Annotated in this window: 16 protein-coding genes and 1 tRNA gene; 8 read left to right on the top strand and 9 right to left on the bottom strand. The window is 39.8% G+C overall.

Annotated features, from left to right (window positions below; all coding sequences use genetic code 11):
* Position 1: 1 nt before the first annotated feature.
* The 4 genes from ruvA to PESP_RS06635 form a co-directional block, all read right to left on the bottom strand.
* Positions 2–619, bottom strand: a complete 618-nt coding sequence (ruvA, locus tag PESP_RS06650) for a Holliday junction branch migration protein RuvA (protein ID WP_089347320.1) — start codon at positions 617–619, stop codon at positions 2–4.
* Between the two features lie 2 nt (positions 620–621).
* Positions 622–1,146, bottom strand: coding sequence for a crossover junction endodeoxyribonuclease RuvC (gene ruvC / locus PESP_RS06645; RefSeq protein WP_055018724.1), 525 nt, complete (start codon positions 1,144–1,146; stop codon positions 622–624).
* A 128-nt stretch (positions 1,147–1,274) separates the two neighbouring features.
* Complete coding sequence (locus PESP_RS06640; protein ID WP_089347319.1) at positions 1,275–3,776, bottom strand: ABC transporter permease; 2,502 nt, start codon at positions 3,774–3,776, stop codon at positions 1,275–1,277.
* On the bottom strand, positions 3,766–4,479 hold the full coding sequence (locus tag PESP_RS06635) for an ABC transporter ATP-binding protein (protein ID WP_089347318.1): 714 nt from the start codon (positions 4,477–4,479) through the stop codon (positions 3,766–3,768). Before PESP_RS06635 ends, PESP_RS06640 begins: the two co-directional genes overlap by 11 nt.
* Here PESP_RS06635 and PESP_RS06630 point away from each other — a divergent pair, their 5' ends adjacent.
* The 3 genes from PESP_RS06630 (at position 4,480) to PESP_RS06620 (ending at position 5,708) form a co-directional block, all read left to right on the top strand.
* Positions 4,480–5,103 carry an arylesterase gene (locus PESP_RS06630; protein WP_089347317.1) on the top strand — a complete coding sequence of 208 codons (624 nt, stop codon included), beginning with the start codon at positions 4,480–4,482 and terminating at the stop codon, positions 5,101–5,103. It abuts the gene before it with no gap.
* 112 nt (positions 5,104–5,215) lie between these two features.
* Positions 5,216–5,292, top strand: a tRNA-Pro gene (locus PESP_RS06625).
* A 92-nt stretch (positions 5,293–5,384) separates the two neighbouring features.
* Positions 5,385–5,708: a hypothetical protein gene (locus PESP_RS06620; protein ID WP_089347316.1), complete on the top strand. Its 324-nt coding sequence runs from the start codon at positions 5,385–5,387 to the stop codon at positions 5,706–5,708.
* 53 nt (positions 5,709–5,761) lie between these two features.
* Here the strand turns inward: PESP_RS06620 and PESP_RS06615 are convergent, their stop codons facing one another.
* Positions 5,762–6,010, bottom strand: a complete 249-nt coding sequence (locus PESP_RS06615) for a hypothetical protein (protein ID WP_089347315.1) — start codon at positions 6,008–6,010, stop codon at positions 5,762–5,764.
* Positions 6,011–6,196: 186 nt separating this feature from the next.
* Here PESP_RS06615 and PESP_RS06610 point away from each other — a divergent pair, with 186 nt between their 5' ends.
* Positions 6,197–6,547 carry a polyphosphate kinase 2 family protein gene (locus PESP_RS06610; RefSeq protein ID WP_089347314.1) on the top strand — a complete coding sequence of 117 codons (351 nt, stop codon included), beginning with the start codon at positions 6,197–6,199 and terminating at the stop codon, positions 6,545–6,547.
* Between the two features lie 111 nt (positions 6,548–6,658).
* Positions 6,659–7,186, top strand: a complete 528-nt coding sequence (locus tag PESP_RS06605; RefSeq protein WP_089347313.1) for a polyphosphate kinase 2 family protein — start codon at positions 6,659–6,661, stop codon at positions 7,184–7,186.
* Positions 7,187–7,188: 2 nt separating this feature from the next.
* Here PESP_RS06605 and PESP_RS06600 read toward each other — a convergent pair whose 3' ends face one another.
* Together PESP_RS06600 and PESP_RS06595 are read right to left on the bottom strand one after the other, a co-directional pair.
* Positions 7,189–8,727: a type 1 glutamine amidotransferase family protein gene (locus PESP_RS06600; protein WP_089347312.1), complete on the bottom strand. Its 1,539-nt coding sequence runs from the start codon at positions 8,725–8,727 to the stop codon at positions 7,189–7,191.
* A gap of 132 nt (positions 8,728–8,859) precedes the next feature.
* Positions 8,860–11,358, bottom strand: coding sequence for a UvrD-helicase domain-containing protein (locus tag PESP_RS06595; protein WP_089347311.1), 2,499 nt, complete (start codon positions 11,356–11,358; stop codon positions 8,860–8,862).
* Positions 11,359–11,518: 160 nt separating this feature from the next.
* Here PESP_RS06595 and PESP_RS06590 point away from each other — a divergent pair, with 160 nt between their 5' ends.
* From PESP_RS06590 to PESP_RS06580, 3 genes are all read left to right on the top strand, one after another.
* The gene (locus tag PESP_RS06590) at positions 11,519–12,103 is read left to right on the top strand and encodes a hypothetical protein (RefSeq protein ID WP_089347310.1); all 585 of its coding nucleotides are present in this window, start codon (positions 11,519–11,521) and stop codon (positions 12,101–12,103) included.
* Between the two features lie 62 nt (positions 12,104–12,165).
* Positions 12,166–13,080 carry a M14 family metallopeptidase gene (locus tag PESP_RS06585; RefSeq protein ID WP_089347309.1) on the top strand — a complete coding sequence of 305 codons (915 nt, stop codon included), beginning with the start codon at positions 12,166–12,168 and terminating at the stop codon, positions 13,078–13,080.
* 73 nt (positions 13,081–13,153) lie between these two features.
* Positions 13,154–13,564 carry a hypothetical protein gene (locus PESP_RS06580; RefSeq protein ID WP_089347308.1) on the top strand — a complete coding sequence of 137 codons (411 nt, stop codon included), beginning with the start codon at positions 13,154–13,156 and terminating at the stop codon, positions 13,562–13,564.
* A 39-nt stretch (positions 13,565–13,603) separates the two neighbouring features.
* On the opposite strand, the gene ccoG is transcribed toward PESP_RS06580, so the two are convergent.
* Complete coding sequence (gene ccoG, locus PESP_RS06575; protein ID WP_089347307.1) at positions 13,604–14,986, bottom strand: cytochrome c oxidase accessory protein CcoG; 1,383 nt, start codon at positions 14,984–14,986, stop codon at positions 13,604–13,606.
* Between the two features lie 144 nt (positions 14,987–15,130).
* Complete coding sequence (locus PESP_RS06570) at positions 15,131–16,549, bottom strand: sigma-54 interaction domain-containing protein (RefSeq protein ID WP_089347306.1); 1,419 nt, start codon at positions 16,547–16,549, stop codon at positions 15,131–15,133.
* Positions 16,550–16,552 lie beyond the last annotated feature (3 nt).

Genomic DNA, 16,552 nt, shown 5'->3' with positions numbered 1-16,552 from the left:
CTCACAACATTGATTTTAAAGATTCTTTAATAAGAACCTCAGTAGACATATCAGGTTTACTTACCGATTTTACTGCTTTTTGAGCCTGTGGCAATTTATAACCAAGTGCAACCAGTGCCGATACGGCGTCGTCTGCGGCATTATTAGCAATAGTCGCATCACTAGGGGGCTCTATAACCGCATTATCACTAAATGGCGTAAATAAGTCGTTACCCCAATCTTTTAATCGGTCTTTCATTTCAAGTACTAAGCGCTCAGCTGTTTTTTTACCAACACCCGGGAGCTTAACTAAGGTGGTTGCATCCTCGTTATTTACACAGCTTACAAATTGCTGCGCCGACATACCCGATAATATGGCCAAACCGAGTTTAGGCCCTACGCCATTGGCTTTTAACAACTCTCTGAATAAGGCTCGCTCAGTTTTATTATTAAAACCAAATAGCAATTGCGCGTCTTCGCGTACTACAAAATGGGTGTAAACTATGGCGTTTTCACCAATGTTTGGTAAGTCATAAAAGCAGGTCATTGGCATTTGTACTTCGTAACCCACACCACTTACTTCTAATAAAATTTCAGGTGGTTGTTTTTCAACTAAAATGCCATTTAAGCGGCCAATCATAATTATTTCCTTAAACGTCCTCTAACGGTTTTGCTTGCGCTACCCGCTAGTTTAATTAAATTTTGTTCTGAGTGAGCATGGCAAATAGCAATGGCAAGTGCATCGGCAGCGTCGGCTTGTGGAGTGCCGGGTAATTTTAAAATATTTTTAACCATATGCTGTACCTGAGACTTATCAGCGCCCCCGTTACCTACTACGGCTTGCTTTATTTGCCGTGCAGAGTATTCAAATACAGGTAACTCAGCCATAGACGCCCCTACAATAGCAGCGCCTCGGGCTTGACCAAGCTTAAGTGCGGCGTCAGGGTTATGGGCCATAAACACTTTTTCTATGGCAAAAGTTTCTGGCGAGAATTGCTCAATTATTTGTGTGATCCCTTGGTAAATCATTTTTAAGCGAATAGGAAATTCGTGCTCGGCTAATTTTATGCACCCGCTCCCTAAATAGGTAAATTTTGCACCTTGATGAGCAACTACACCGTACCCTGTTAATCGCGAACCAGGATCTATTCCTAAAATAATGGCCAAACAGCACACTCATTATTGTTATTTTTCAATAGCGGTAATAATGCCAGAGCACTGTATAAATTACCAGTGGCGCGTAAAAACAAAAACGCCCGCAGTGTTTGCGGGCGTTTTTAGTTATAAGTTAAAGGTTAAGCTAATGCGCGTACTAACCCTTGAGTATTTTGTTTAAGCTTACGGGCAATCATAAAATAGCCAAGTGCGGCTACAAATACGCCTCCCGACACAGGCCCAACAAGCCAAATTGTAGGATGAAGCTTACCTGCTAAATCAAACATTTGCTGCTGCACAATTAATAATGCGACGTCGCTAAACAGTGCCGCTACAAAACCCGCTAAACCACCTAAAAGTAAAAACTCATATAAGGTCGCGTTTTTAATTAAGCGCCCTTTAGCACCTAGCGTTCGTAAAATTACTATTTCTTGCATGCGCTCACCTAGGCTTGCCTGCATCTGCGATATAAGTACAAGCGCACCACACAATACGACAATGGCTAATACAAAACCAATTGCTAGGGATACCTGCTCGATTGTAGATTGAATTTGTTTAACAAAGTTGTCTACATCAATGGCCGTAATAGTTGGGTAAGTACGCAATAGCTGGCTAAATGCTTGCTTTTGCTCAGGCTCAATACGAACTGATGAAATGTACGTCGCCGGAAAGTCTTTTAATACATCGGGGCTTAAAATAATAAAGAAGTTAGGTTTAAGGGTGGCCCAATTTACCTTACGTACACTGGTAATTTTGGCATCGAAAGATTGCGCGCCAATTAAAAATGTTAGTGTGTCGCCTATTTCTACATCTAGGCGTTCAAGCATTGACTCTTCAACCGATGCTTCACCAATGGCGTTTTCGTCAAACCACTGCCCTTCTATAATTTCGTTTTGTGCAGGCACATTTTTAAGCCATGTAAGGTTAAGCTCTCGGCCAATACCTGAGCGAGCTTCTTCATCTTTTTTCTCGTTGTCTTGCAGCGACACTTTACGTGCAACATGCTCACCATTTACCGCGTTAACACGCCCACGAATAGTTGGGTAAAAGTCAGACACTAAAATATCGTTTTCGGCTAAGTAGTTATTAACTGGCTCTAACTCATTTTGTGTAATGTTTACTAAAAATGCGTTTGGTGCGTCGGCTGGCAGTTGTGATTGCCAATCAGAAATCATGTCGTTTTTAAGCACAATTAAAAACAGCAATAACTTAATTGCTAACGAAAAGCTGATCAGCTGAACTGCATTTACATTAGCGCGCTTTTGAATAGAGGCAATAGCCAATGACCAACTGTTACCAGGTTTTAAACCTAACTTACGCCCGCCACCAAATATTAATTTAGACACCACAAATAACACCCCAATTAGGGCAAGGGTAGATACAAATAAAATAAGCGTGATTTTAATGTTGTTACTAAATAGCCACATTAATAAAAATACGGTCAAAGCGCTTAAACCTAAATGTACACGGCTCACTGCTAGGCGGTCACCTAAATTTCGGCGCAGTACTCTAAGTGGTGGGATATCAAATAAATCAAGCAAGGGCTTAATAGAAAACATAACAGCGCAAATAACACCTGTGCTTATAGCCACCAGCCAAGGTTTAAAGCCCGCCATTGGCAATTCCATATCCATGCTTTGAGCTAAGTAATGTGTAGCTATTTCTTGTAAGCCATAACCAATAGCTAAACCCACAATAACGGCCATGGTACAAACCATCAGCAAATGCATAAAATATATTTTACGAATTAACGCTCGGCTGCCGCCTAGAGTTTTCATCATTGCTACTGGGTCGTATTGGCGCTCACAATAACGTTTAGCCGATACCGCTATAGCAACGGTTGCTAAAATAATACCGAGTAGGCCAGCCAATAGTAAAAAGCTTTCTGCTCGGTTAAGGCTATTAGAAATTGGCGATTGACGGTCTTTTACACCATACCAGCGTTGGTTTTCAGCCATTTGTGGCTTTAACCATTCGTAAAAGCTTGTAATGTCGCTTTCATCACCGGCGTATAATTGTCGATAGTTTACACGGCTGCCCGGCTGCACTACCTCTGTTTTAGCTACATCAGCAATATTTATAAGCACTCTTCGGCTGCTCGAAAACACATTAAACGGCGCGTCTGGTTCTTCTACTATTACTTTTTCAACATTAAATAGCGCAGCGCCTAGTTCTACTTGTGCTCCTATATCTATGTTTAAACTGTAAAAAACAGATTCACTTAACCACACATTACCAGGTTTTGGGCCACCTTGAGCAACCACCGTTTCGCCAAGTAAAGACGACTTTACTTTTAACTCCCCTTTCAGCGGGTATTCGTTAGAGGCCGCTTTAACAGAGCTAAATTGCATTTCGTCATTGGCAAATAACATAGTATCGAAATAAACCATTTGTGCAGTTTGCAGATTCATCTCTTTTGCTTTGGTAATAAATGCAGTATCAAGCTTATGAGCACTCGCAAGAACACGGTCGGCCGCTATAAACGCACTACTTTTTTGCGTAATGCTCTGCCCTATTCGCTCAGTTACCATAGAAAGCGTAAGTACTGTTAGTACAGCCAAAGCAATTGCTGCACTTATTACCGTTAGCTCACCACGGCGAAATTCACGGGCGAATAATTTAAGTGCTAACTTAGCCCACATTCGTTATTTCCTCTTTTGAGTTTTTAACTAACTGGCCGGCTTCAATTTGTACTATGTGTTGGCACTTTTGCGCGAGAGCTTCATCGTGGGTTACTAAAATAAGGGTGGTCCCGTGCTGCTGGTTTAAATCAAATAATAACGATTCAACCATTTTACCGTTTTTACTATCTAAATTTGCTGATGGCTCATCGGCAAATAAAATTTTAGGGGTGCCTATAAACGCACGGGCAATTGCAACACGTTGTTGCTCGCCTCCAGAAAGCTGCGATGGGTAATGATCAACTCGGTGGCTCAGGCCTACTTTTTCAAGTAAAGCGAGCGCTTGCTCTTTTGCGTCGGTTTCGCCGGCAAGTTCAGTGGGTAGCATTACGTTTTCAAGCGCGGTTAAACTTTGTACCAACATAAAAGACTGAAATACAAAACCGACTTTTTCAGCACGTAGTGCCGCACGCTGCTCTTCATCTAGTTGGTGTAAAGGTTCGCCGTCTAGGGTTATTTCACCGCTGCTTGCAGTATCAAGCCCCGCTAATAAACTTAATAACGTAGATTTACCTGAACCCGACGTGCCAACAATAGCGACTGACTCACCGTGCTTGACATTAAAGCTGATGTCGCTGAGGATGGGCAACTCACCTTCAAAGGTAGAAACCACTTTAGACAAACCATTTACTTGAATAATATTTAATTGAGAAAGCGCTGACATATGACTCATTCAATCCTACGTTTTGTATTCGTTTTATTTTTAGTTATCAAACCACTTAGTGCAGCAGCAGACAACACGATTTTAATACTTGGAGACAGTTTAAGTGCAGCCTATGGGCTTAAACAAGAGCAAGGCTGGGTTAAATTGTTACAAGATAAATACGATGCAGAGCAACGTAATATAGAGCTAGTTAATGCCAGTATTAGTGGCGAAACAACTGGAGGCGCATTGCGAAGGCTAGATGCCTTACTAGAGCAATACGAGCCAAGCCACGTACTAATCGAACTCGGTGCAAACGATGGCTTGCGTGGTTTTCCGGTAACAAAAATGCAGGCAAACTTAACGAGTCTAATCGAAAAAAGCCAAGCAGCTAATGCTATGGTATCGTTAATGGAAATATACATTCCACCAAACTACGGACCCCGTTACAGCAAAATGTTCACCGACAGTTTTACACAAGTCAGTGAAAAAACAAACGTGCACCTAATGAACTTTTTTGTATTAAATATAGCGGGTAAGCCAGAGCTAATGCAAAGAGATCAATTACACCCTAACAAAGACGCACAGCCGCTAATACGGGACGAAATGTACGAATCGATCAACCAATGGTTAAATAAAGACTAAATTATAATGTGTGCGCAACTGTGGTTTTTCAAGCCTTTTGCGCAATAAACACGCAAACAAACAATCACTTATTGATTTTTAATAAAATATACGTACTATTGCAAACAACGTTCGGTATGTGGCGCAGCTTGGTAGCGCACTGTCATGGGGTGGCAGGGGTCGAGAGTTCGAATCTCTCCATACCGACCATTTAAACTCCCGCTTATTATCTCCTTTTACTGTTGTTTTCTCTTTTTACGTTGTATACATAACATTTAACTCCACGTAATAGAGGGTAACAGATGAAAAAGCTTAGTGTTTTTACATTCCTTTTGTTTATTTTTGTTTCCAGCACTGTATTTGCTAAAGGTAGCTTTAGGCTTGATAACGGAAACCTATTGAGCGTCGGAAAAACTAAATCTGATATTATTGCGACTGTGGGTACGCCTATTTATGAAGACGTTTTAAATGATGCGGTTGATATAGGTAACGGTGATAAGTTAGTTAAAAAAGAAGAGTTTACCTATAAGCTCAAAGGATCAATTGGTGGAATGTATATTGTGCTAATTAGATTTGAGAATAATATTGTAACCGACATTAAGTCAAAACAAGTGGGTAGGCTTTAAAGTTAAGTTAAGTGATTTTATTAAAGCGCCTTATGGCGCTTTAATTATAGAGTTTAGTGCTTACGCCCTACCCCATTTCGAACCATGTCTTTACCATTTTCAAACACTTCTGTAGTAATGCCACGCGCTAATAATAGCTGCTGTTTGTCGTCAAATACCGCGACAAAGTGGCTGCCATCTTTATTGCTAGTAGCCATGCCAACACCCGATACACCTTTTAAGCCTAAACCGCCACTTTCTACCATGACTAAAAAAGTTTCTAGATCTGTTAGGTTGTCTATTATGTCGTGCTCGTTACTCATAAATAATGCTCTTATTCTTTGCTGCACAAATCACAGCATTTAAATTAACGTTGGCACTATTTTAAAGCCCATGAATATAAACATAAACCTTTTGCTTAAAATTGTACTGATAAGTACTAACCTTAGTTACAAGCAGCTATAAACTTTTACTTTTATTAGCTTATATAAATGCACTAAGGAGTGGTTATGTTTAAACCATCAAAAATTACGCTTAGTACGTCCTGCCCCTGCTTAGCCGAGGTTGATTTATCGCAAACTATTAGTAACCGCAAAGAATACAAGCAGCAATTAAAACAACTCCAAAAACGTATGCTGCATATTCAACAGGCTTATTTTAGGCAAGGTTTGCGTGCAATTATTGTTATAGAAGGCTGGGATGCTAGCGGCAAAGGCGGAGCTATTAGGCGCTTAACCGAAAAACTAGATCCACGCGGTTATCGGGTTTACCCCATTACAGCACCTTCGAGTGAAGAGCAAAGTAAGCATTATTTATATCGCTTTCAAAAAAAGCTTATACCAATTCGCTTAATTAAGTAAGCTATTTTGAGGATGGAAAAACGTGTTGATAGCTAGGCAAAAAATTCGCTGTTTAGTTGTTCTAAATAAGAATTTTTTAACACAGATAGCGACACGTTTAGCCCCCGCAAAATGATTAAGTATTATTGCGGATTGGTATTACCTGCCTCTGGCACTTTGGCTATATTTGATCGTTCCTATTATGGTCGAGTATTAGTTGAGCGAGTAGAAGGGATTGCTAGTAAGTGTCAATGGCAACGAGCCTATCAAGAAATAAATGAATTTGAACGCACGCTAGCCGATGATAACGTAAAAATTATCAAATTATTTATACACATAGATAAAGCCGAGCAATTAAAGCGCTTTAAAGAACGCTTAAATAACCCTGTAAAACGTTGGAAGCTGACCGCTGAAGATATTAGAAACAGAGAAAAATGGACAAAGTACGAGCGGGCAATTAACGCAATGTTTAAACGCACCTCTACACTAAAGAGCCCTTGGCATTTAATAGCAGGCAACCACAAATGGTTTGCCCGCATTCAGTTACTTAAAACAATAGTAGAGCAGCTAGAGCACGGCGTTGATTTAACGCCGCAGCCAATTAATAACGAGCTTGTAACACTCGCTTACGAGCAATTAGGTATTACAACAATTGCTTAATATTAAAAGCTTTTTACGCTTATATTTAAGTTACTTACTGCACAGCCATATTGTGTAGCGTTAACTCGGTAATAAAGCGTGCTGTCGGTAGCTGTTAGGTTTATTAAAAACTCATCTTGCTGGCCTACGGCGCTTTGCTCTTGGCTTAGGCACATAGCTTGGGTAAGTGAGCGCAGTTTTGTATCGGTTAAAATATTACCAAAACGCTGAACCGGTAAAGGGGGTATTTTAACACTAGGAAGTGCTTGGCTAATGGTGCGCTCACTTAGTGAAAATGTATTATTGGTAATATTTATTACACTGCCTGCAGGCCAATAAGAGTAACTGTAAGTATCAGCTTGCTTGGTCGTATTTAAATGTACTACACCACTTTCACCTATAACGGTTATTAAATCACCTTGGTTAGATTTGATCACAACTAGCGCCGTGTTTTTGTCTACCCCAAAGCCGTTTTTAATATTTAACCCTTGCACTGTATTACTTTTAAGCGCCGTCGCTAAATTAAAAGTGCGATTTTGCTCACTAAAATGCGTATCGAGCAGGCCATATTTAAAGGTGTTTACACCCGTTTTTATTGCCGCTGAATTTGCTTTATTGTCACTGAGTAACGCATCTACGTTATTAATTTTTGAGCTATAAACCTTTGCACCTTGTACTTTACTACCTGCCCCTAAGCCAACAATTACTGAGCGCGATTTAATTGCGGCAGTCCATGGGTAAGGCTTGTTGTTATTATCAAAAAGTACCTTTTGAACGCGTTCGCTATTGCCATCGCTAAATAATATACCAGTACTACTTTTTATTAAGTTTACTAAAGCAGGTACGCCTTTGTTACACAGCGCTTGCTCTGCTTGGGTAAGCGCAGGGTAAACTTTGTCTCTGTTAAATACAGCCATTTGAGTTTGCCTAAGCGTTGGCAGCTCATTACATGTATTTTGAGTAATTGCCTTAGCAAGTGCTGGCGTTAACGCTAGCCATTGGCTAGTAACATTAGCGGGTAATAAACGCTTTAGCCCAGCCACTTGTGCATAGGGGTCGCGCTGTGCTGCGCTTACCAGCAACATAGTTGGGTTTGGGCTTGCAACTTTTAAACTGCCCACAATAAATTGCGAAATACTATTTAATTGCTCATTTTGTTTTGTATTTTTTGCTGTGCTTGGCTGTTCAAGCATATCGAATACAAAATTAAACTCTTGCTTGGTTAAGCTATTTAGCTGCTCGTTATTACTGTCGCGCCATTGCCATAATAAGTTACTTTTTAAAACGCTCTCGCTGGGTATTTTTTTAAGTAATGTGTTTAAGCTTTTAACTGTGGCAGATTTTGCTTTATCGTTTTTATTAGGCCATTTGCTGGCAATGTCATTAATAGTATTGGTATTTAGTAAATACAAAGCGGTGTTGGGCGCAAGTTTTGTATAATCACTGCCAGCCAATACTAAGGTTTGATTTTGCTGCTGAGCCGATACAAAGCACGAACACCCCATAACAAGGAGTGCGGTTATATATTGGTGTAACTTAGGTTTTTTAATTGGTGTTATCATAGTTGCTCTGTATTACTTTAATATACTTATTGGCGCAGTGTACCAATAAGTCTGGGGGTATAAAAATATTATAAAAATCATAGAGCCACTACTGCGGCTCAGCTATGCAAGCGCTTTTAAAAAGTGTATTGCTTAACTAGGTGGTTTGTTAAATAGCTTGGAGGCAATATGTATGGGGTAATTGTCGTTAATTAACTCACTAATAAATGTTGAACACGCGTGGGGGTCGGCAATTAAATACGCTTTATGTTTAGCTCGAGTAATACCTACATACAGTAATCTACGCTCTTCTGAATGAGGGTATTTATCTTGTACTGGCAAAAGTGCCTCAACTAAATTGTTACCTTGGTGCTCACCTGGAAAACCTAACTTACCTTGTTCAAAGCCAATAATAATACAGTAGTCAGCCTCTAGCCCTTTTGAACCATGAAGCGTCCAAAAGTGCACAGGGTTTGACACCGGTTTAGGCTCTAAATGTTTTTGTACGCCATTGAGCAAAAACCGATACCGCGCAATCACTGCAATACTTGCTGCACTATTATTTTTATTTATTGTGGCAATGGTTTGCTGCACTTTTTCTGCCACCGATTTACTGCCTTGGTGTATATCGTCGAGCAAAATAACTTGTGGAGATTGCACCTGTGTATGTGTTGTTATTTGTTTTTTGTACTGCTCGGGGTTTTGCATTACAAAACGCCCCGCTATCTCGCTTATACTATTGTTATACCTAAACGTTTTTTGCAACATAGTGAGCGTATGGCTACCCACTAAATTATTAAAGCGCGTTGTAAATGCTAATTTACCACCCGAAAAACGATAAATAGCCTGCCAGTCGTCTCCTACTGCGGTAAAGCGAATATTGTCACCATATTTTATTAGTGTATTCAAAAACGCCATACGAGCGCGTGAAATGTCCTGAAACTCATCTACTAAAATATGGCTCCATGGCACAACCGCTTTACCCGTTTTAACTAAGTTAGCGGCTTTAATAATCATGTCGTCAAAATCAATAGCGCCTTGGGTGTTAAGCTCCTGCGTATATGCACTATGTATAGTTGATAATAACGTAGCGTAATTTTTGTGGTTTTTAATACCGCTTTGCTTAATACGCTCAACCAGTTGCGAGGCTGATAATTGCTCTACTCGGATTGCACTTAAGCAGCTTAAGTATTTTTCTATACTTTGTTTTAGTTGCCCTGTACTTGTTAAGCGCTCATATACTTTTTGCTCGCCAATAAAATTGGCCACTACTTTATGTTTTTGCAGTTGTGCTTTTAAACGTTGTTCAAGTTTGCCCTCTTGCCAGTTGTAATCAAACGTTTCGATTAGAGGAGTATTGTTTTGTTTATGCTGTTTGCGTAAGTGTTTAATTTGCTCACTGTAGCTTGCCTTTTTAATACCAAAAAGGGGATTTCCTTGCCTATCAATATTAAAGTGGACTAAGTAAATATTATATTTAGGTAAATAAAAATCAGTACTTTCACCTTGCGTATAATTATGGTCAATACCGTATAAATACAACCAGTTTGAAATTAATAGCTGCTGATACCCCTGCACTTTATAACCCGCTAGCGATTGATATTGGCTGTTTTTAATTGTTTGCGTGTGATGCGATTCAGGTTTGTGGCTTACTATATTTTTAAGCTCGTAGAGTAAATCAATATAGGTTTTACAAAATGCGGGATCTGACTTTATTTTATTACTCACCCACTGAGTAAGCCATTGGTTAAGTAACATGGGGTTAGTGGTAAATTTAGAAACCACAGGCGATTGTTCAGCGCTTTGTAGCAATTTAAGCCCAAGTGCATGAAAAGTTAAAATGCTCGGCGCTTGAATATTTAGCCCCGCATGTTTAGCTCGCTGCTCAAAGCGCGCTTTTAGCTCATTAGCTGCATTTTTGTTGTATGCAAGTATTAATATTTGCTTGGGTTTTACGGTGTTATGTGCAATTAGATCTAATGACTTTGCAATCATTACTGACGTTTTACCTGTACCCGCAGCGGCAAGTACTAAATTTTTATCGTTATCGCGTATAACACTTAAGCGCTGTTCAAGAGTCAGTGGATTAGACTCTACTTTATTATAAAAGTCGCCTTTAATAGCGAGTTGCTTTTGCTCATACTGCTGGCGAAGCTCAGCAACAGCAAGCTCGGTTGTGGCTGCGCTATTTAAAATAGTTAAAAATTTAACGTTTACCGGGCTTAAGTACTGCTGCCATAGCGCAGGCGCGCTACTAAATTGTTGAGCAAGTGAGAATACCGACTTACTGAGTATGGGTATATTGCTATCGCGTAGGTATTCACTCGTTGCGTATTGTTTTAAGAGAGTTTTTGCTTTATTCACTTTTTGCTCTAGTGAACTTGCAACTAACACGTTTAATTGATCATTAAGGCTTGTTGCTTGTTGCTTGTTTAAAAAACTAATAACGGTGCTTTTATTAGTTATTAACGTAATTTTACTGCTAAAGAGTGCTTTTTTAAGTTGAGGAAAGTTAGTAAACTCGCCTATTGGGTATGAATAACTGGTTTTGTTTTTAAAATAAACCACCAGCGAAGCTTGCTCAATAGTCACGTATTTAATACGGGTAAAAAAACGCCCTAACCAGCTTGGGTTGGCAATAATCTGCGCCATAAAACCTTGATATACTATAGCTAAAAGCAAATATTATCATAGTTAACTCGCTACGTATTAAGTATAAATGTGTGTTTAATTTCGCTTAAACTTAACGCTTAAATATTGTACAAAACGCAATATTAGTTTAATGTGAAGTTTTTATTAAACGAGAAATAATATGAATTTAACTAAGGAAGAGTTAAGTTTTATTTCGTCTGTTGTAGGTAATACTAAGGACAATATAAACGAGAGCTCGCAACTAAGCCTAAAAACCACACTGCCAGATACACTAAAAGGCTTACTATCTCACGCTAAATTAACCATGCTAGCAGAGGTAGGACACTACCAGTTATGGTTTCCATTAGAGTTTAAGCTTAATGACGATGGCCAATTTAACCCTGTATTAAGCGCACCTGAAGTTATAGACACTGAAGGCGTGGATAGAAGCTGGCGTTATTCTGAATTAAACCTACAAAGTGAGCGCTTTTATGTGCTATCGCTTTCAAGCAGTGGTGTGCTTTTAAAACCTCGCGATCAACGCTATACACTTGCCAATGCGCAACACATTTCATTTAAGCTGCCTAATAATAAAAAGGTCACGCTTTTTATAGATTTAGTTCGTAAAACAAACTTAGGCTACGCTGCAAAAATTATAAGTATTGAACATGGAAAAGAAGCACTGCGTGAGTACTTATTTGATAAACATAAACGTGTTAATGCGCCTTTATACGAAAATACCAATACCGTAACCGAGCATTTCTAGTTGCAGCCTTAAATGAGCGGCGATAAGCTAGCGCCTTTATAAAAAATAAATAAAGGCACACAATGAGCAACACTACATACCCAATTGGCACGCCGCACACACCATGGAATGCAGCGCAGAAAGCCCAGTGGTTAAAGCTTCAGCAAAAAAAACGTGATTATAGCCAGTTAGTGCTGAGCAAAATAAAGCAAACCCATTCGCATTTAAGCGCAGAGCAATACGGCACGTTAAACTACGAGCAATCTAGCTACCCACTGTATTTATTAAAAAGTAAAAACTGGCAAAACAGCCGCCCTACCGTTTTAGTTACCGGTGGAGTACATGGCTACGAAACCAGTGGTGTAATGGGTGCGCTTGCTTTTGTAGATACTGCCGTTGCAGATTATGTAGATACTTATAACTTTATTATTGCACCGTGTATTAGCCCATGGGGATTTGAAACTATAAATCGCTGGAATCCAGACGCTATTGATCCAAACCGCTCTTTTTATAAAAATAGTCCGGCGCAAGAGTCAGCAGCAATTATGAATTATGTAGCCAGCCTCAATAGCTCGTTGATAGCCCATATTGATTTACACGAGACCACCGATACAGATAACAGTGAATTTAGGCCAGCCCTTGCTGCACGCGATGGCAAAATTAATACTAACTGGAATATCCCTGATGGGTTTTATTTAGTGGCCGACAGCAACAAACCAGCCCCTGCATTTCAAAAGGCTATTTTAAACAGTGTAGAAAAAGTTACCCACATAGCGCCTAGCGACGAAAATAATAAACTAATTGGCGTGCCACAAGAGCAATTTGGTGTAATTAATTACGCAGCCCGCGAGTTAGGCCTATGCATGGGCTTTACAGACGCTCCTTATGTAACTACAACCGAGGTTTACCCCGATAGCCCAAGTGCAACCGATGAGCAATGCACACTCGCACAAGTTGCTGTTATTACAGGTGCATTGGATTATATTAAGGCACTTTAATGAGTTTGCAGCCACTTGTACCTTTTTGGCTGCTAAACTAACTTTATAATAAGCGCTAATTTAGGGAGCATTAATGGAATATAAAAATGAGCACGGACACGTTAATTTATCGCTTGACGGTAATATAGTGATTGCGCAATTTAGCGGAAATTTAGAACTTGAGCTTTTATGCAAATTTAAAACAGCGCTATTTGAAACCATTCAATCAGTTAAAGGCGAGAAATGGGGGTATATAAGCGATTCATCAAACGTTTTAGCTGCCACTCCACAAGCCGAGCAAGAAATGGTAGCTATAAGCCACAGCATGCAGCAAAACAACTGTTTAATTAGCGCCTTTGTGCTTACGTCCCCTATTGCTATTAGCCAAATGCAACGAATAATGCAAAACGCTAAAAGAGATGTTTATTTTAAAGATTGCCTGTTTGATAACCTAGAGTCAGCAAAGCACTTTATTTTAGATAAATTAAACAATGGCTTGAGCTAGTTAAAGCGCAAGCCATTGTTTATGGTCGACTACACTGTATTAATTTTTATAAAATTGACTGGTTTTAGTAATGGAAATAGCAGGGTTTTCATTTGCTGATACGACAAAACTAATTGGGCTTACTTTTTTACTAATATCGTAGCCATCGGCTGTGACTGTTACCGGCACTTTTTTCATTACACCGGGTAATACTAATATAGAGCTTGGCGCAGTGAGTGATGCAACGGGCATCCCTTCAATGGCTATTGTGTAATGTAATGGCTGCTGAGTTTTATTAATAATAGTTAATGTGTAGGGGTTCTCGACCAAACCTTCGTAGTTTACGCGATATAATGCATTTCTATCACGCAGCACCGATGCTTCTATAGGTGTACGTTGTAAAACCCACGCAAACATAGAAACAATTAACACAAGCGTAAGTACACCATACCCCACTAATTTAAGCCTAAATGGGTTGGTTTTTTTGCCTTGCATTTGTTTTTCACTCGCGTACTTAATTAACCCTTTTTCGTAGCCAAATTTATCCATAGTATCGTCGCATGCATCTATACATAAACCGCAGTTTATACATTCATATTGCAAGCCATTACGTATATCAATGCCCGCTGGGCAGACTTCTACACATAAGTTACAATCTACGCAATCGCCTAAATTAAGTGCTTTTGGATCGGCTTTGCGCTTTCTAGGACCACGATTTTCGCCGCGCTGAGCATCGTAACTTACAATGAGTGTATCTTTATCAAACATAACTGATTGAAAGCGTGAATAAGGGCACGCTACATTACACATTTTCTCACGTAAAAAACCGGCGTTACCATAAGTACAAAAAGCAAATAAAAACACCCAAAAGCTAGTAATGCCCGACCACTGCAAAGTAAGCATTTCCATGTATAAGCTTTTAGCTGGTATAAAATAGGCCATAAATGACGTGGCCGTAAGTACGGATATAGCAATCCACGCGCTGTGCTTAGTAATTTTTTTACGCCAAGTGCTCAGTGTCCATTTTGACTTATCTAACTTAATACGCTGATTACGTGTGCCCTCTATACGCTGCTCTACCCAACTAAACATTAACATCCATATTGTTTGCGGACATGTGTAACCACACCAGACTCGACCCAGCCAGTTTGTTACAAAAAACAGTGCAAATGCGCCAACCATAAATAGCAGCGCTAAAATCATAAAGTCTTGCGGAAGTAAGGTTAAGCCAAAAATTGTAAATTTTTGCGTTGCTACATCAAGTAGCACTGCTTGCTCACCCTTATATTGTATCCAAGGTATGGCTATAAACGTAAGCATAAGTAACCAACCTAAGTTGCGTCTTATGCGCTGAAAAAAGCCTTTTTGTTCGCGGATGTAAATCGGGCCCTCTGTTTTGTAGGGCTTGATGATCATGTCTTCTTCTTTAATATCAAACTTCATAGTAGTTACTTAATAGTGACGGTATTAAGTAAACTTTTGCAACTTTCAGACCAAGCTAAAACCTGCTGTAAGACATTGATATTAAACGGTATACACTTTTAAACACATATTAAATTCGCGATATTTAACGAAACCCGCTAAATATCACGAATTCTTAGCAATACCTAGTTTACGCATTTTAGAGCGCAGTGTGCTCTCTGGCAGCCCTAACTTACTTGCTGCGCCTTTATCACCGGATATTTGCCAATTAGATAGCTCAAGCACGGCAATAATATGGTGTTTTTGTGCTTCAGCAAGTGTTAAAGATCCATTAACCACATTACTTGCGCCCGCCTGTAAAGGCTGGCTGAGTTTAAGCACGCCGTGCTTTGATAAAATAGCTTCACGTTCAAGTACGTTTTGGAGCTCGCGAATATTTCCAGGCCAGTCGTAGGATTGCAATTGGCTAATTGCTTTTTTACTGAGACCTTTTAGCTGCTTACCCAAACGCTTATTAAGCTGAATAATTAAATTAGTACACAAATAAGGGATATCTTCTTTGCGCTCTCTTAGTGCAGGCACTTTAATAGGAAACACATTAAGGCGATAATATAAATCAATTCTAAAACTACCTTTTTGCACCATTTCCCATAAATCGCGATTTGTTGCCGCTAACACTCTAATATTTACCTTTAATGTAGTGCTACCGCCAACGCGCTCAAACTCTTGTTCCTGCACTACTCTTAAGAGCTTACTTTGCGCCTCAAGGGGAAGTTCGGCTATTTCATCTAAAAAAAGAGTGCCTTTGTCTGCTAATTCAAAGCGCCCTTTACGCCGCTCATTGGCACCGGTAAAAGCACCTCTCTCGTGGCCAAATAACTCAGATTCTAACAAGCTGGGTGTAAACGCTGCACAGTTTACTTTTATAAAGGCTTGATTAGCACGATCGCTTAAACGGTGTAAGTTACGAGCCACCAGCTCTTTGCCCGTGCCATTTTCACCGAGTATAAGTACGGTGCTGTCGGTTTCGCTAACGAGTTTAATTTGTTCAAGCATGGTTTGAAAAATATGGCTCTGCCCAACCAACCCTGAGTCTTGCCAGTCTTCGTTAAGCTCTGCAATTAAATAGTTGTTTTCATCTTGTAGTTGCTCACTTAAATGCTTAACTTGCGCTAAGGCCTCTTTTAATGCATTTTGTGTTTGCTGCTGCGATGAAATATCGCGAAATACCGCTACGGCCCCAATTAGCTCATTATTACGATATACTGGGGTTGATGTGTATTCTACTGCAAATGAGCTACCGTCTTTACGCCAAAATACTTCGTTTTTAACTTCTCGGCGTTTACCATCAAACATAGTGCAATATATTTGGCATTCATCTGCTGGGTAAGGTGTGCCATCTGCATGGCTGTGATGGTGATATTGGTGAATTTTTTTGCCTAACAACTCCCCGGCTTTCCAACCTGTCATGCGCTCTGCAGCTGGGTTTACAAACACCGCATTGCCCGACAAGTCGAACCCGTAAATGCCTTCACCTACGGCATTTAATAATAATTTGGGATCATTTAAAAACTGTTTAATCATTGC

The sequence above is a fragment of the Pseudoalteromonas espejiana DSM 9414 genome (assembly GCF_002221525.1).
GTDB lineage: Bacteria > Pseudomonadota > Gammaproteobacteria > Enterobacterales > Alteromonadaceae > Pseudoalteromonas > Pseudoalteromonas espejiana.
The sequence above is the reverse complement of the archived record's forward strand: the minus strand, read 5'-3'. Positions and strand labels throughout refer to the sequence as shown.

Bases quoted from the DNA above. Each gene is read 5' to 3' on its own strand.
- ruvA (WP_089347320.1), bottom strand. From the start codon at position 619: ATGATTGGCCGCTTAAATGGCATTTTAGTTGAAAAACAACCACCTGAA.
- PESP_RS06640 (WP_089347319.1), bottom strand. From the start codon at position 3,776: ATGTGGGCTAAGTTAGCACTTAAATTATTCGCCCGTGAATTTCGCCGT.
- PESP_RS06635 (WP_089347318.1), bottom strand. From the start codon at position 4,479: ATGTCAGCGCTTTCTCAATTAAATATTATTCAAGTAAATGGTTTGTCT.
- PESP_RS06630 (WP_089347317.1), top strand. From the start codon at position 4,480: ATGACTCATTCAATCCTACGTTTTGTATTCGTTTTATTTTTAGTTATC.
- PESP_RS06620 (WP_089347316.1), top strand. From the start codon at position 5,385: ATGAAAAAGCTTAGTGTTTTTACATTCCTTTTGTTTATTTTTGTTTCC.
- PESP_RS06615 (WP_089347315.1), bottom strand. From the start codon at position 6,010: ATGAGTAACGAGCACGACATAATAGACAACCTAACAGATCTAGAAACT.
- PESP_RS06610 (WP_089347314.1), top strand. From the start codon at position 6,197: ATGTTTAAACCATCAAAAATTACGCTTAGTACGTCCTGCCCCTGCTTA.
- PESP_RS06605 (WP_089347313.1), top strand. From the start codon at position 6,659: ATGATTAAGTATTATTGCGGATTGGTATTACCTGCCTCTGGCACTTTG.
- PESP_RS06600 (WP_089347312.1), bottom strand. From the start codon at position 8,727: ATGATAACACCAATTAAAAAACCTAAGTTACACCAATATATAACCGCA.
- PESP_RS06595 (WP_089347311.1), bottom strand. From the start codon at position 11,358: ATGGCGCAGATTATTGCCAACCCAAGCTGGTTAGGGCGTTTTTTTACC.
- PESP_RS06590 (WP_089347310.1), top strand. From the start codon at position 11,519: ATGAATTTAACTAAGGAAGAGTTAAGTTTTATTTCGTCTGTTGTAGGT.
- PESP_RS06585 (WP_089347309.1), top strand. From the start codon at position 12,166: ATGAGCAACACTACATACCCAATTGGCACGCCGCACACACCATGGAAT.
- PESP_RS06580 (WP_089347308.1), top strand. From the start codon at position 13,154: ATGGAATATAAAAATGAGCACGGACACGTTAATTTATCGCTTGACGGT.
- ccoG (WP_089347307.1), bottom strand. From the start codon at position 14,986: ATGAAGTTTGATATTAAAGAAGAAGACATGATCATCAAGCCCTACAAA.
- PESP_RS06570 (WP_089347306.1), bottom strand. From the start codon at position 16,549: ATGATTAAACAGTTTTTAAATGATCCCAAATTATTATTAAATGCCGTA.